A 14,170-nucleotide genomic window follows, 5' to 3' on the forward strand; every position below is an offset into this window, starting at 1 on the left:
ACGCGTTACGGTGGGACACGAGGACCTCCTGGTTTGTGTTCGCTCTCGACAAGCACCACACAACACCCGGAGGTCCTCTTATTGCGTCAAATCCGTCCCCGAGTCACCAACCTGCCGGGACAGTACACCTAGAGGGCTTTGCGGTAGAGGTCGATGAGGTCCTCAAGGGACGCTCGGCGGGGGTTGCCTGGCAGGTCGGCTTGGACCAGTGCGTCCTTGGCCAGAGTTTCGATCACGTCTTCACTGACCCCCACTTCGGAAAGCTTCCGTGGAACACCGGTGTCGGCGGCGAGCTGATGGACGACTGCTGCAGCGGCGAGCGAGGCCTTCTCATCGTCGAGCCCCGTGGTGTCCACGCCCAGTGCCCGCGCGATGCGTGCGAAGCGGGCAGGGGCGGAGGAAATGTTGAAGTCCATGACATAGGGCAGGAACAGTGCGTTGGCCGTTCCGTGGTGGACGCCGAAGTGTGCGCCGAGCGTGTTGGCCAAGGCGTGCACGGCGCCTAGCCCGGCATCGTGGAACCCTATTCCCGCCATAGAGGAGGCTACGAGCATCTGGTACAGGGCTTCTTCATCGCCCTTGGACGCGGCCACAAGGTTCCTCCCGATGATTTCGATGGCGCCGATGTTAAGGGCGTCGGTGACGGGGTTGGCGCCCTTCGCCACGTAGGCTTCGATGGCGTGGGTGAGGGCGTCCATGCCTGTGGTGGCGGCGATGCGTCCGGGAAGGCCTGCAACGACCCTGCGGTCCAGCAACGCGATCTTGGCGAACATGAGGTCGGAGACGATGACCATCTTTACGTTCGTTGCCGGGTTAGTGATGACTGCGCCCTTGGTGACTTCGCTGCCGCTGCCGACAGTGGTCGGGACGGCGATGACCGGCAGAGGGTCGACAGTGACCTTGTCGACGCCCTCGTAGTCTGCGATCGATCCGCCGTTGGTGGCGACGACGGCAACGGACTTGGCGACGTCCATGCTGGATCCGCCGCCGATGGCCACGAGGATGTCCGCGCCGCTGCTCGAGCGCGCCTCTTCTGCCGCCTCGACGGTGGAAACGCCCGGATTGCCGACGACGTCGGAGAATACGTGGATGTCGAGCCCGCTGTCGTTCAAGACGCTGGTGACGATGTCAAGGATGCCGGCGGCGACGATGCCGGGGTCTGTGACGACGAGAATTTTCGTGCCCAGGTTCGGCAGTTCGCTGCTGAGTTGTTCCAGGGCTCCTTCGCCGAGGACGAGGCGCGGAGGGGAGGAAAAGTGCTGGCTCATTTTGTGCTTCCTTGCGGGCTAGTTGGACCTTCGACGATTGAGGAATTGCTGGACGGCTTCTCGCTGTTCGGGGCTTTCGCAGCACCGGCCCACTAGAAAGGCTTCGTGCTTCAGTCCTTGGACGATGCCTTTCCGTTCCCCTTCGTACACTGCCTGTTTGGCGGCGGCGACCGCGGCGGCGCTGTGCCGGATGACGCGGGCGGCGAGTTCGCACGCCGCCGCCACCGGGTCGTCCGAAACGGCATTCAGGAGCCCGATTTCGAGGGCACGGTTTGCGGACAAGGGGTCGCCGGTGAGGATCATCTCCAGGGCCCGGCCCTGGCCGATGAGTCGGGGGAGCCTTTGCGTGCCGCCCCAGCCAGGGAGGTTAGCCAGGGTGATTTCCGGTTGGCCCAGGCGGGATCCCGGGGAGGCGACGCGCAAGTCACAGGCCATGGCAAGCTCGAGGCCACCGCCGAATGCGACTCCGTCGATTGCTGCGATGACAACCTGGGGGGCGTCTTCGAGTCGGTCGAAGACCTCTTGGCCGCGCAGCATTTGTGCTTCCGCCGAGGCAGCGTCGAGTCCGACGAGGGTGTTAATGTCGGCGCCGGCGCTGAAGGCTCGCGTGCCGGCGCCGGTGAGGACGACGGCTTTCGTGGTGTGGTGGGCCGGGGTCTTGAGATCGGCGGCGAACTCTTCCAAGGCGGCGATCAGCTCGGTGTTAAGTGAGTTGCCTTTGGTGGGACGGTTGAGGGTTGCGATGAGGACGCCGTCGTTTTGCTCTCGGAGCAGGACGTTGTCGCTGGATGTGTTCATGCGTGTACTTTCAGTAGCTGCGGGTCGTGTGGGGGAAGGGTCAGGTTCATCCGTTCAGCGCGGAAGAGGGCACTGTCCATAACGCGCAGGTCGGGCGCAATTGCGGGCGTGAAGCCCATTTGTGAGAGAACATCCTTGTCAAGGTCGATGCCCGGGGCGATCTCGATAAGGACGGGGCCTTCGGCGCCGAGCTTGAACACGGCACGTTCACTGACGAAATAGACCTCCTGGCCTGTTTCGACGGCGTTCTTGCCGGAGAAGCTGATCTGTTCGACCTTTTTGACGAACTTGGGTTTCCCGGCCGGCGGCAGGCTGATGGTCCCCCTCCCGTCGAGGTGGAAGTCGCCCTTGGCGATGAATGTTCCGACGAAGACGACCCGGTGGGTTCCTTGGGAGATATTGACGAACCCCCCGATACCCGGGGCGCGGCGTCCGAAGCGGCTGACGTTGACGTTTCCTTCGGCATCTACTTCGGCGAAGCTCAGGACCGCGGTGTCAATGCCGCCGCCGTCGTACCAGTCGAACTGGGATCCTGCGTTAATGCTGGATTCGGCATTGCGGGCCAGACCGAAGTCGGTTCCGCCGGCGGGCACGCCGCCAACGTGTCCCTGCTCCACCGTGAAGACTACGTCCTCTGACCTGCCTTCCTCCGCCAGGACCGATGCGACACCGTCGGGCATCCCGAAGCCGAGGTTGACAACGTCACCGGAGTGCAGTTCAGCGACTGCCCGCCGGGCGATGACTTTGCGCACGCTCAGTGGCATGGGGTCGATTGTGATCTGCTGCAGGCGTTCGCGCCCCTCAAGATAGGGGTCTTCGCTGGTTGCGTGGGAGAGGCGTTGGGTCGGGTCGATGACGACGGCGTCGACTAGCACACCGGGAACCTGAACCAAGTGGGGGTTGACTTCTCCGAATGGGACTTGGTTGCGGACCTGGGCGATCACGATGCCGCCGTTGTTCTTGGCAGCCTGAGCGGCGGCCAGGATCTCGGCGAGTAGCCCTTCGCCTTCCATCGTGATGTTTCCGTGTGCATCTGCTGTGGTACCGCGGATGATGGCCACGTCAATGGGGATGACGGGGGTAAAGATCCATGTCTGCCCGGCAAGGGTGATGATTTCGTTGACGGGGTCAACAGCGGCAGCGTTGAGCCGGCCGCCCGATATGCGGGGATCGACGAACGTGTTGATGCCCACACGGCTGATGACGCCCGGCCGATGCCCGGCTGCTTCGCGTAGCAGGTGGGACAGCGTGCCTTGGGGCAGACAGTAGGCCTCAATGAGGTTGTCAGCCGCCAATTCCTGCATGTGGCGCGACCAGGCCCAGTGCCCTCCGACGACCCGGGTGGTCATCCCGGGGTGGGCGAACCGGTCAATACCGTCCCCGTTGCCCGAGCCCATGCCCGATACGTGGTATACGGTTAGGTTCCGGGGAGCTCCCTCATTCAGGAACCGTTCCTCAACGGCTTCCAGAACCGCCGCCGGTTCGTTCACTCCTCCACCGGATCCGTCCACCAGGACCGTGGCATCATCAGGTATTAGTTCCGCTGCCTCTGCTGCGCTGCAGAATTTCATTGATCCATTTTCCGTTCGACTTGGTCACTTGAGGGGTGACATGATCCTGCGCACCGCCCGATACATCCAATGTATGATCGGCTTCATTCCCCCTCAATAGCCAGAGCAAAATATTGTTAGCCATTACCAAATGAAGGGGTTACGATAGGGGAGGCAAAGGAGGTAGTACCGATGGCACAGACGAACGCTGAAGCGCAGGATGCTGTTTCGGACGCGGGGGAGAAGCCCCGTGTTGTCCAGTCGGTCGCCCGCGCCGTCGCCCTTTTGAAGATCTTGGCTGCCGAAAGCAGGACGATGACCCTCAGCGAACTGGCGAAAGCGGTCGGGCTGAGCAAGACGTCGACTTTTCACGTCCTGCGCACATTAGAGTTGGAGGGCTTTGTCGGCAAGACCGCAAATGCTTCCTACCAGCTGGACTGGGGCTTGTACGAGCTCGGCAGTTCAGTGATCCGGTCAGTGGATCTGACGCGGGTTGCGCGTGTCCATCTGGACGATTTGGCTGAGGTAACGGGGGAAGCAGTATTGTTGTCCATCTTGGATGAAGACTCGGTGCTGTACTTGGACCGAGGCCAGGCAACGGAGTCGTTTTCGATGGTGGCGAATATGGGACGCCGTTCTCCCTTGCACACGAATGCGTCAGGCAAGGTGCTGCTGGCTTACCAGCCCGAGGAGTTCATTACTCGGTTCCTCGGCAACCCATTGGCGTCGCGGACGCAGGCAACGCTGATCGATCCTCGGGAACTGGGGCAGGCCCTGTCCGCGGTTCGGCTCAATGGTTATTCCACGTGCTGGGAAGAGGAAGAACTGGGATTGTGCAGCGTGGCGGTGCCGATCAGGGACTATACGGGCGGAGTGTGTGCGGCCATGGCAGTGGCAGGCCCGAGCCAGCGAGTGAACTACACCTCTGGTCCGGGCCTGGTTGCCCTGCTGCAGGCGGCTGCGGCGCGCGTATCCCAGAGCCTGGGCGCACCGAGCAGCCGAAAACTCTCTTAGCGGCGGACGGGCTCCTTCGCCCCGAGCAAGTCCAATTCCGAGCGGAAAGGCATGCCCTCCCAGTCGCCGGGAACCACGCAAGCGAACGCCCCGACTGACACCGCGGTCACCAGCCTTTGCGGGACCGGTGCGCCCAGCAGATAGTCGGCGACATAACCGGCGACGAAGCCGTCCCCTGCGCCGACTGTATCGACAACTGAGACTGGTATGGCTTTTTGCGTGTAGGCGGCGCCGTCGATGAGCGCGTAGCAGCCTTGGTCCCCGAGCTTGATGACAACCTCGGCGGGTCCAAGATCTGCCAGCGCCGATGCCAGGGCCGCTGGGCCGGAATTTTCTCCGACAATGAGCGCGGCTTCGTCGTCGCCAGCGAAAACGATGTCGACCATGGGAAGGACTTTCCGGTAGAAGCTGGCCGCTTCTTCCGCGCTCCACAGCTGCGACCGGAAATTGAGGTCGAAGGACACGGTCATTCCGGCGGCGCGCGCTCTTTCCATTGCGTGGAGGGTTGCCGCCTGGGCGGAGGTTGAAAGTGCCGGGGTGATTCCCGTGGCGTGCAGCAGCGAAGCGCCCTCGAAAGCTGTGTCGGGAAAGTCCTTGGGGTTCAGTCGCGACCCGGCGCTGTCGCGGCGGTAGTAATACACCCTCGTGTTCTTGGGGGTTCGGCTTTCCTTGACCATCATTCCGGTAGGGGCTTCCGGGTCGGTGATGGTCTGCACATCGATGCCCTCCGCCCGCAGTTCGCGGGCAACCAGCTGGCCGAAGCTGTCCTGGCCGACGCGGCCGATCCAGGTCACGTCCGCTCCGAGCCTCTTCAGGGCGACGGCGAAGTTGCCCTCCGCGCCTCCTGTGCCAAGCTGCATGTCCCGGGTCAGTGCCAGCATGCCCGGCCTGGCGCTGCGGATCAGGGCCATGACTTCACCAAAGGTTACGACGCGCCCGTTCATGACTGCACTCGACGTTCGAGAGCGGCCTCGACTGCCCTTGTGGCACGCTCTTTGAGCGCTGCGAGGCTGCCGCCAGTGAAGGCGTCGCCAATCAGCGGCCCGCCCAGGCTCACAGCCAGCGCCCCCGCAGCCATCCAGCGGCCGATGTCCTCAATGCCGATGCCGCCCGACGGCACGACCTGGATCCCGGGAAACGGGCCCTTGAGCTGACGAATGTAGCTGGGCCCGACCGTCGAGGCCGGGAAGAGCTTGACGGCGGTGGCTCCGACAGCCCAGCTGGCGTGAAGTTCGGTTGGTGTGAGGCCTCCGGGGTAGACCGGGACCCCGGCGGCCGCGCAGGCCTCGACAATCGCCGTGTCAGTGACGGGGGTGACGAGAAAGTCGGCTCCCGCTTCAAGGGCGGCGAGGGCATGGACAACGGAGGTCACCGTCCCCACCCCGATATCTATGTCGTCCGGGACTGCTGAACGCAGTTTTTTGAAGCCTTCAATAGTTCCGGGGGTGCTCAATGTCAGTTCGATTGAATGAATGCCGGCTTCGCCCAGAGTCTCCACAACGGGAGCATAGTCCGCCGCGGCTCCTGCACGAAGGACGGCAACGACTGGGCATGACAGCAATGCCTGCGACGGTGGGACACGGCGTTCTGCTGTTCGGGTGTTCATGAGTTCTTTCTTTCGTTGTGTTCAAGGATGAGCTTCAAGGCCTGGGCGACGCCATGGTCGTCATTGCTCGCGGTGTGGAATGTTGCCGCGCCAAGCACTTCCGGCCTGGCGTTGGCCGGGGCGATGCTGGTTCCGGCGTAGGCAAAGAGACCCAGGTCGTTGGGCCCGTCCCCGAAGGCGACGACTTGTTCGGGCTCGATTCCCATGCCGTGGCACAGAACTTGCACGGCAGCTGCTTTGTCCACCCCCGCCCTAGTTATTTCGAGGTAGGTGGGATTTGATATCTGGGCGTGCACAGTGTCAGGCAGCATTGCCGCCAGCTCAGCGAGCTTATGCTTGTCCACCGCGCCGGTCATGAACATCAGTTTGTCCGGACCGGCGGTTTCGGTGAAGAGGCGCGACAACACGGGGTCAAACCCGACGATGCCGGACTCCCGGCGGACGTGGCTGTCTATCTCCGAGACAAGCCACCGATCACCGCTGAACCAGTTTGTTGGGACCCCCAAAGACATGGCCAGCCGCACGATATGGTGCGCCTCGATCAAGGGGATCATGTGCTGGCGGAGGCGGTGCAACTGCCCGGAAGCGGAGTACTGTCCGACGAAGGCCCCCTGGGAGGCGACGAAGGTGCTCGGTTCCGTGAGACCCGTTACGGCCAGGATCGGCCAAATTGCACGGGGTGCCCGGGAGGAAGCGAGGATGATCTGCAGGCCAGCGGCTCGGGCCTGCTTCAATACCGCGGCAGTTTCGTCGGACACCTGGTGGTGTGAGTCCAGGAGGGTACCGTCGACGTCGATCGCAGCAGCCCGCAGTTTTGGGTGTCCAGATCCTGGACCGAAGTGAGCTTGCGCTGCTGCGTGGAGCATCCGGCCCATGGTGTCTTCCTCTGCTGCTTGGGTGGTTCAGTCCGCGTCGCGAACGGAGGTCAGGTCCCGGTCCACCGTCTCGGGTGTGCGGATGGACTGGACGATGGAGATCCCGACGACGATCATCATGTACACGGCGACCGGCCAGTAGGACCCGGTGGCCCAGGCCAGCAGTGCCGAGCAGATCATGGGGGCGATACCGCCACCGAAGATCGCGGAGAATTCCCTTGCCACGGCCACACCGGCGTAACGGTACCGGGACCCGAACAGCTCGGCGAACATGGCGGACTGGGCGGCGATGGCGCCCTCGACTGCGAAGGCGAAACCGATGACGTACACAGCACCGATCAGCCAGACGTTGCCGGTGCCGGCCAGCCAGAAGGCGGGGAACGAGAACAGGAACAGGACACCAAGGATGAACAGGTTCACCGGTTTGCGGCCCCACTTGTCCGAAGCACGTCCCGCCAAGTAGGCGGCGGGGATTGCCACGACACCGCCAAGGAGCAACATCTGGGGAACCAGTGTTGCGGGCATGTGCACCGTTGAAATCAGGTAGGCACCGATGAAGACCTGGTAGATGTAAGAATGGGCGTGGCCGCCCACGTTGATGAAGAAGACCCGGGCGAGGGGTTTGCGGCCGTTCTTCAGTACTTCACGGACCGGTGACGAGGCTTCCAGTCGATCCGCCTTGACCTCTTGGAAGACCGGGGATTCCTTCATGCGGCGGCGGATGATGTAGGCGGCGATTGTGACTGCGATGCTAGAGAGGAACACCAAGCGCCAACCATAGGCTTCAAGTTCGGCCTTGGGAAGCAGCTGGACGAGGAGCCAGCCCAGTGCTCCGGCCACGGAGCCCACGGCGGCGCCGACCCAGACGAGCGAGACCATGGCCCCGCGCCGTCCACGGCGGGCGAACTCGGTCAGCAGGACAACCCCGCTGGCCATTTCGGCCCCAGCTCCGAAACCTTGGATGAAGCGGCAGGCCACCAGCAGGAGGGGAGCGGCGATGCCGGCCTGGCTGTAGGTGGGGAGGAGTCCAATGGCGAAGGTGGCGGTGCCCATGAGACTCAAGGTGGCAACCATGACGAACTTTCGGCCGAGCCGGTCGCCGAAGCGTGAGAAGAAAAGTCCGCCGAGGGGCCGGGCACCGAATCCGACAGCGTAGGTGGCGAAGCTTGCGATGAAGCCGATGGCCGGGTCGAAATTGGGGAAAAAGATCGTGTTGAAGATGACAGCGGAGCCGATGCTGTAGATAACCATGTCGAAGTTTTCCAACATGGTGCCGACAAAGCCTGCCCAGGCGGCCCGGCGGCGCTCGGCGAAGCTGACTTTGTCACTGTCATCGATAGCAGTGGTGGGGAGGTCGGAGCTCATGATGTTCCTTATCGGGTGGTGTCGTTGATTTTGGAAAGCTTGTGCAGGGCTTCGACGAAGTAGTAATCGCCCCACATCACGCTTTCGTTGACGCCGAGGTTGTTGCCCCGGTGATAGGTCGCCTGCTTGATGATGCCCTCCCAGCCGTCCACGGTGCGGCCGAGAAAGTCGGAGGTGCTCAGGCGGGCTAGGGTGCGCCGTGCGTAGGTTTCGTACGGTTCGGCGTCCGTTGACTCGCCGCGTGTACGGAGAAGTTCCGCCAATTGCAGCAGGGCCGAGGAAGCAATGCTGGCAGCGGATGCTTCGTACTGCAGTTCAGGGTTCGGGTCATCGAAGTCGTTCGGCGGGATGATGCGTTCGCCGGTGTGTTCGATGTAGTAGTCGGCACAGCGGCGCGCCGTGTCGAGAAACCGTTCGTCTCCGGTCCATTGGTACGCGGTTCCGAAACCGTAAATGGCCCAGGTCAAGCCTCGCACCCAGCAGGAGTCTGCCCGGTAACCTTGGTGGGTTTCCGCGCGCAGGAACTCGCCCGTGGCGGAATCGAACCAGCCCTCGTGGATGGTGCTGGAATCGCCCCGTACCAAATAACGGCGCGACGTGAGTGAGTGTTCTGCAGCGATCCTGGTCAGGGAGTCATCGCCTGACAATGCTCCGGCTTGGAAGATGATGCCGACATTCATCATGATATCGATGAAAGAGCTGCCGTCATCGACCCAGGTCTTCAGGTACTTTCCTGCCGGGTTGTAACTCTTTGCAAGGGTCCGGCCGGCAGTCACCAGTACCTCTTTGGTCTTCTCCGACGGCGCCAAGGCATGCCAGCGTCCCCAGCTTGGAGTCATCAGGAATCCAACGTCGTGAGTCCCGTCGTCGTGCTTCCGCGGTTCGACCAGCAGGCTGTATTTTTCCGCCTGTTCCCGCCACCATGGGTCACCTGTCCGCTCCGCGAAGATCCAAATCAGGCCGGCAAGAAACCCGGAGGTCCATCCCGGGGCCCAGGCATCGTCGTCGAAATGCCATTTCCCGTCTTCCGTGAAAACCGGAACCTTGCCCGCGTGGGTGGTAATGAGGCTTTTGACCTGTTCCCGTGCGGTGGCGAGGGTAGCCTCAAGGTCAAGGCAGGGCGTTGTTGCCTGCGTCGGGGTGCTCATGCGTAATAGCCTTTCTAGCTGTGGTGGAGTGCGATTAGAGGCCGACCGCGGCGCCGTGGTCGGTTGCGTGGCGCATAATGGATTCTTCTGTTGCAGTCTTGCCGTCCAGCTCGGCGGATACTTCGCCATCCCGGATCACCAGGATCCGATCCGCCAGCCCGAGGACTTCGGGAAGTTCAGAGGAGACGAACAGAACGGCAAGACCCTCTTGGGCGAATTCGTTCAGGAGCCGGTACATGTCCTGTTTGGCCCCGACGTCCACGCCGCGGGTCGGTTCGTCGGCGAGCAGAACCGAACATCCGGCGGCAAGCCACCTCCCCAGCACGCATTTTTGCTGGTTTCCCCCGGAGAGATTCCGGACGGTGAACCCGGCGTTGGGTGTCCTGATGCGCAGGCTCTTGATGAGTTCGTTGGTCTTCTGCTTCTCGGATCCAAGGTTCAGCACGCCCCCCGTGGAGTATTTGGAAAGGTCGGCAGCCGAGATGTTGAAACTGACGGAGTGGCTAAGAAAGAGGCCCTGGCCCTTGCGGTCTTCGGGCAGCAACCCGATGCCGGCGCCGACCGCCTGCCGGGGGTTGGTGAAGTCGACTAGCTTGCCATTCAGTTCGACGGTTCCTTCGGCGCGGCGGTCTGCTCCGGAGAGGAGCCGAAGGATTTCCGTACGTCCGGCGCCGGCAAGTCCTGCAATACCGACGATTTCTCCGGCCCGCAGTCGGAAGCTGACGTCCTTGACTAACGGTCCACCCTTGAGGTTCTGCACATTCAGAACGACGTCTTTCACCTGCCGGTCACGCGGAGGATAAACGTTACTCAGTTCCCGTCCCACCATCTGGTTGACCAGGCCGTCAGGGCTGATGTCCGCGACGGGTTGGGTGGTGATGGTCCTGCCGTCGCGCAGCACGGTGACGTTGTCCGCGATCTCGAAAATTTCCTTCAGACGATGGGAGATATAGATGAACGAGATTCCCTGTGCCTTCAGGGACCGCATGATGCCGAACAGCAACGCGATTTCAGTGTCACCCAGGACTGCGGAGGGTTCGTCCAGAACAAGCAGCCGCGCGTTCTGCGTCAGTGCCTTGGCGATTTCCACCATTTGCTGTTGCGCTATGCTCAAGTCGGCTGCTAGAACATCAACGCCGATCTTAACGCCAAGCCGCTCCAGGGCTTCCTGGGTCTGCCTTCGGGCCGCTGCCCAGTCGACAAGTCCGAGCCTTGTCGTAGGCATCCGACCGAGGAAGACATTTTCGGCGACACTCAGGTGCGGCGCCAGAGTCAGTTCCTGGTAGATCACCGCGATGCCAAGATCGGACATGCGCCGAGGGTTGCCGGTCTCTACTTGGGTGCCGTCGATGGTGACAGTGCCCGAGTCCGCGGTGTAGGCGCCCGAGAGAACCTTCATGAGGGTGGATTTCCCGGCACCGTTTTCACCCACAAGGGCATGGCATTCGCCGCTCCTAACCTCGAGGCTGACGCCATCAAGGGCAATGACTCCGGCAAAGTGCTTGCCAATCCTGTCCATCTTCAGGAGCGGAGTCCGTATGTCCGCGGCGACTGCAGACGCGCCATTATCTGGTGCTGTGTTCATTCTGATGCTCCGGTTATTGTCTTGTGCGGTCGGGGCCCGGGGGGCCGGTGGCGGGGCGAGAAGTCCGTGCCGATGAAGCCTGCGGCATCGTCCTGGCCAATACGTTGGGACTTCAACACAAAGGTCTTTGCGATAGCTTCACCCTTGGCCGCCTTGCGAGCAGTCTCAAGGGTCTCGGAAAGGCGGTACGCGTATGGGCCCGTTGGGGTGTCCACCATCTCCGCCAGAAGCGGGTGGCTGATCGTGCCCTGAGAAAAGCTGATGACGGACTTGCCGGCAGCGTCGCCGACTTCACCCCACTTGAAAGCTGCGACGGATGAGGTCATCAGGGCAACCGCTGCACTGCTCTTCTTGTGGCGGAACACGGTGTTACTCCCTACAACTGGGGGTGATGTCTGAGCGTGGACTGGGAGGGATCAGTCGTTGGCGTGTCGGTTCTGGACACGCTCCAGAATGACCGCGGCGATAACGATGACGCCCTTGATGATTTGCTGAGTGAAGGAGGATACTGCAAGCAGATCCAGCAGGTTGGAAAGAACTGTCACGATGGCCGCACCAATGATGGTCCCGGAGATCTTGCCCTGGCCACCGAACAGACTTGTTCCGCCGATGACAACGATGGCAATGGCGTCCAGTTCCAGGTTCATCCCCGCAGTGGGCTCTCCTACCGTGAGGCGGCTAACGTAGATGATGCCCGTCAGCGCTGCCAGGAGACCGGCAATGACGTAGACGATGAAGAGCGTGTACTTGACGCGGATGCCGGACAGACGAGCAGCCTCACGGTTGTCACCGACCGCGTAAACGGCCCGTCCGAACGAGGTATAACGCAGCACGAACGCTGCGGCAGCGGCAACCAGGGCGAAGATCAGCACGGGCACCGGGATCCCCCCCACATCACCCGCACCTATCCAGGAGAAGGCCTCAGCCTCTACACCAACACCGATAGGCTTCCCATTGGACATGGTCAGCGCAAGACCGCGGGCTATAGTCATCATGCCCAGGGTCATGATGAACGGCGGCACCTTCGCCAGATTTACGCCTACGCCATTGAGCACACCGATAAGCAGGCCGACAGCGGCACCGGCGCCCAAGGCCGTGCCTATACCGAAACCGTTCGCCAGGCAGTACGAAACGGATACGGCGGTGAGCCCAACGACGGCACCAACAGAGAGATCGATACCTGCAGTGAGGATGACGAAGGTCATGCCCACCGCGACAACACCGACCAGCGCCGTCTGACGGGCCACAATGATCATGTTGTCAACAGTGAGGAAGTAGGGAGTTGCTATATAAGCGACCACACAGAGGGCCAGAAGCACCCACCCGATGGCGCCCTGCTTCAGAATTCGAACGACCGCATTCCTGCGGGGATCGACCGTCTCGGGGGCGTTCGACGGGCGGTCATTTCCGTTTTGAAAATTGCCCACGCTGGCAATCTTTTGCGTGCTCATGACATGTCCTTTATTGATTCGAGTGCCGGGACTGCAGCGTCCTCGTGCTCTCTGCCGGCTTGGCGATCCAGCTCACGTTCGGGTCTATTCGAAGGTAGCCATTCCCGTGTGCGTGAGACAATAGCCAACAGCAAATAGGGTTCGGTCATTGCTAACAGTTGATACGCAGTCATACTGGTTTACATGAAAGAAACAGCTCCCCGTTCCTCTGCTGTTGGCAGCGTCGAACCTGACGTCAAACCCCCACGAACCGTGCAATCAGTGGCACGCGCCGCGCAGCTGCTGAAAATACTGGGGCGGTTCTCGAGGCCGACCTCCCTCAGCGACCTCGCCAGACGTGTCGAACTCAGCAAACCAGCGACCTACAATCTCCTCAAAACGCTCGAGGTCGAGGGGCTGGTGTCCAAAGATGAGGACGCGCGCTACCAGTTAAGTTGGGGCACTTACGAACTGGGAAGTGCAGTTGTGAGGTCCGTCGAACTTACGAAGCTTGCCCGATTCCACCTGGATCGATTGGCGGCAGAGACCAATGCAGCAGCGCTCCTCGGTATCTTGGACGACGACAACGTCCTCTATCTAGACCGCGGGCAGACCAGCAGCACCTTCGGAATGGTCGCAAACACCGGACGGCGATCATCCCTTCACGCCACAGCGTCCGGCAAGGTCCTACTGGCTCATCAGGACGAGGAATACAAAGCTGGCTACATCAGCCGAGGCCTGAAGGCCTACACGTCGAACACCATTACCGACGAGCCTTCGCTCCATATCGAGTTGGAGAAAGTCGTCCGTCGCGGCTATGCCACCTGCTGGGAAGAACGTGAAATCGGCCTTTCGAGCGTTTCGGTAGCCTTGAGAAACTCCGGAGGGGACGTTCAGGCCGCCCTGACCGTGGCCGCCCCGTCAAGCCGTCTTAACCCACGGAACCTAACCCGCTTCCTAGTTCCGTTGCAGTACGAAGCGGCGGCAATCTCAGCCAAACTGGGATGGAAGCCCCAAGAGTGAAGCCAGGCAGCCGCCGCTTAAGCAAAAACCTTTCTTGGTACGAATTTGAACCGACAGACTTCGCGGGACCCTAACCGGACATTCAGGAAATACGCGTGACGAGCGGAAAAATAGATGTTCTTTCGTCAAGCTGCAAGAAAGCCTGAATTCTCTTATACCAGAACATTTGTTTGAGGGTTACTCTCCAGATAACGTCTACTAATCGCGCAAAGAGTACGTACATGAGGATGAAGTAGTCGAATTTGAACAGCGGTTCGACCCAAAGTGGATGCACACCACCTGCAACCGCGGCCGGGGATCTTACAGTGGGCTAAGAACCTCAGGATGACACACAGCAGCACCGATGATGAGAATGTTTGTCTAGCCTTTGGCATCTGCGGAGCTGGAGTCGAGGAGCTGCCCTGGCTTAGCCCTATGGCCAGGAGGCGCGCCAAATTCACTGTGAAGCACCCCGACGTTCACTATCCGAACCGGACGGCGGACCAGTACCTACCGGGATTAAGGCCCA

General features: G+C 61.5%; 13 protein-coding genes. 2 read left to right on the forward strand and 11 right to left on the reverse strand.

All coding sequences use genetic code 11. From position 1 onward, the window contains the following. Nucleotides 1–128: 128 nt before the first annotated feature. From ACWRN3_RS18280 to ACWRN3_RS18290, 3 genes are read right to left on the reverse strand one after another with little or no spacing between them, the layout of a single operon-like run. Entirely contained in the window at nt 129–1,268 is a 1,140-nt protein-coding gene (locus ACWRN3_RS18280; protein ID WP_476741511.1) for an iron-containing alcohol dehydrogenase, read from the reverse strand. An 18-nt stretch (nt 1,269–1,286) separates the two neighbouring features. Beyond that, nucleotides 1,287–2,066, reverse strand: coding sequence for an enoyl-CoA hydratase/isomerase family protein (locus ACWRN3_RS18285; RefSeq protein ID WP_476741512.1), 780 nt, complete (start codon nt 2,064–2,066; stop codon nt 1,287–1,289). After that, nucleotides 2,063–3,637, reverse strand: coding sequence for an acyl CoA:acetate/3-ketoacid CoA transferase (locus ACWRN3_RS18290; RefSeq protein ID WP_476741513.1), 1,575 nt, complete (start codon nt 3,635–3,637; stop codon nt 2,063–2,065). Before ACWRN3_RS18290 ends, ACWRN3_RS18285 begins: the two co-directional genes overlap by 4 nt. 171 nt (nt 3,638–3,808) lie before the next feature. On the opposite strand from ACWRN3_RS18290, the gene ACWRN3_RS18295 reads away from it, so the two are divergent. Further along, nucleotides 3,809–4,630 (forward strand): IclR family transcriptional regulator, encoded by an 822-nt coding sequence (locus tag ACWRN3_RS18295; RefSeq protein ID WP_476741514.1) that lies wholly within the window; start codon nt 3,809–3,811, stop codon nt 4,628–4,630. Here ACWRN3_RS18295 and ACWRN3_RS18300 read toward each other — a convergent pair. Genes ACWRN3_RS18300 through ACWRN3_RS18335 form a run of 8 tightly spaced genes read right to left on the reverse strand, consistent with a single transcriptional unit; the run spans nt 4,627 to nt 12,660 of the window. Then, entirely contained in the window at nt 4,627–5,574 is a 948-nt protein-coding gene (locus ACWRN3_RS18300) for a sugar kinase (RefSeq protein WP_476741515.1), read from the reverse strand. The genes ACWRN3_RS18295 and ACWRN3_RS18300 overlap by 4 nt on opposite strands. Then, nucleotides 5,571–6,236, reverse strand: a complete 666-nt coding sequence (locus tag ACWRN3_RS18305) for a bifunctional 4-hydroxy-2-oxoglutarate aldolase/2-dehydro-3-deoxy-phosphogluconate aldolase (protein ID WP_476741516.1) — start codon at nt 6,234–6,236, stop codon at nt 5,571–5,573. Before ACWRN3_RS18305 ends, ACWRN3_RS18300 begins: the two co-directional genes overlap by 4 nt. Further along, complete coding sequence (locus ACWRN3_RS18310; RefSeq protein WP_476741517.1) at nt 6,233–7,111, reverse strand: HAD family hydrolase; 879 nt, start codon at nt 7,109–7,111, stop codon at nt 6,233–6,235. The genes ACWRN3_RS18305 and ACWRN3_RS18310 overlap by 4 nt, the downstream gene beginning before the upstream one ends. A 27-nt stretch (nt 7,112–7,138) precedes the next feature. Further along, a complete protein-coding gene (locus ACWRN3_RS18315; protein ID WP_476741518.1) occupies nt 7,139–8,476 on the reverse strand; it encodes an MFS transporter in 1,338 nt (445 codons plus the stop codon). A gap of 8 nt (nt 8,477–8,484) precedes the next feature. Then, nucleotides 8,485–9,624 (reverse strand): glycoside hydrolase family protein, encoded by a 1,140-nt coding sequence (locus tag ACWRN3_RS18320; RefSeq protein WP_476741519.1) that lies wholly within the window; start codon nt 9,622–9,624, stop codon nt 8,485–8,487. Nucleotides 9,625–9,658: 34 nt separating this feature from the next. Then, on the reverse strand, nt 9,659–11,209 hold the full coding sequence (locus tag ACWRN3_RS18325; protein WP_476741520.1) for a sugar ABC transporter ATP-binding protein: 1,551 nt from the start codon (nt 11,207–11,209) through the stop codon (nt 9,659–9,661). After that, nucleotides 11,206–11,574 (reverse strand): hypothetical protein, encoded by a 369-nt coding sequence (locus tag ACWRN3_RS18330; protein WP_476741521.1) that lies wholly within the window; start codon nt 11,572–11,574, stop codon nt 11,206–11,208. The genes ACWRN3_RS18325 and ACWRN3_RS18330 overlap by 4 nt, the downstream gene beginning before the upstream one ends. A 51-nt stretch (nt 11,575–11,625) precedes the next feature. After that, nucleotides 11,626–12,660, reverse strand: a complete 1,035-nt coding sequence (locus ACWRN3_RS18335; protein WP_476741522.1) for an ABC transporter permease — start codon at nt 12,658–12,660, stop codon at nt 11,626–11,628. A 183-nt stretch (nt 12,661–12,843) separates the two neighbouring features. On the opposite strand from ACWRN3_RS18335, the gene ACWRN3_RS18340 reads away from it, so the two are divergent. Beyond that, nucleotides 12,844–13,662, forward strand: a complete 819-nt coding sequence (locus ACWRN3_RS18340; RefSeq protein WP_476741523.1) for an IclR family transcriptional regulator — start codon at nt 12,844–12,846, stop codon at nt 13,660–13,662. Nucleotides 13,663–14,170 lie beyond the last annotated feature (508 nt).

Source organism: Pseudarthrobacter sp. rb, from assembly GCF_056389225.1.

Excerpts from the sequence above, each read along its gene's own strand:
- ACWRN3_RS18280 (WP_476741511.1), bottom strand. The coding sequence starts at position 1,268 with ATGAGCCAGCACTTTTCCTCCCCTCCGCGCCTCGTCCTCGGCGAAGGA.
- ACWRN3_RS18285 (WP_476741512.1), bottom strand. The coding sequence starts at position 2,066 with ATGAACACATCCAGCGACAACGTCCTGCTCCGAGAGCAAAACGACGGC.
- ACWRN3_RS18290 (WP_476741513.1), bottom strand. The coding sequence starts at position 3,637 with ATGAAATTCTGCAGCGCAGCAGAGGCAGCGGAACTAATACCTGATGAT.
- ACWRN3_RS18295 (WP_476741514.1), top strand. The coding sequence starts at position 3,809 with ATGGCACAGACGAACGCTGAAGCGCAGGATGCTGTTTCGGACGCGGGG.
- ACWRN3_RS18300 (WP_476741515.1), bottom strand. The coding sequence starts at position 5,574 with ATGAACGGGCGCGTCGTAACCTTTGGTGAAGTCATGGCCCTGATCCGC.
- ACWRN3_RS18305 (WP_476741516.1), bottom strand. The coding sequence starts at position 6,236 with ATGAACACCCGAACAGCAGAACGCCGTGTCCCACCGTCGCAGGCATTG.
- ACWRN3_RS18310 (WP_476741517.1), bottom strand. The coding sequence starts at position 7,111 with ATGGGCCGGATGCTCCACGCAGCAGCGCAAGCTCACTTCGGTCCAGGA.
- ACWRN3_RS18315 (WP_476741518.1), bottom strand. The coding sequence starts at position 8,476 with ATGAGCTCCGACCTCCCCACCACTGCTATCGATGACAGTGACAAAGTC.
- ACWRN3_RS18320 (WP_476741519.1), bottom strand. The coding sequence starts at position 9,624 with ATGAGCACCCCGACGCAGGCAACAACGCCCTGCCTTGACCTTGAGGCT.
- ACWRN3_RS18325 (WP_476741520.1), bottom strand. The coding sequence starts at position 11,209 with ATGAACACAGCACCAGATAATGGCGCGTCTGCAGTCGCCGCGGACATA.
- ACWRN3_RS18335 (WP_476741522.1), bottom strand. The coding sequence starts at position 12,660 with ATGAGCACGCAAAAGATTGCCAGCGTGGGCAATTTTCAAAACGGAAAT.
- ACWRN3_RS18340 (WP_476741523.1), top strand. The coding sequence starts at position 12,844 with ATGAAAGAAACAGCTCCCCGTTCCTCTGCTGTTGGCAGCGTCGAACCT.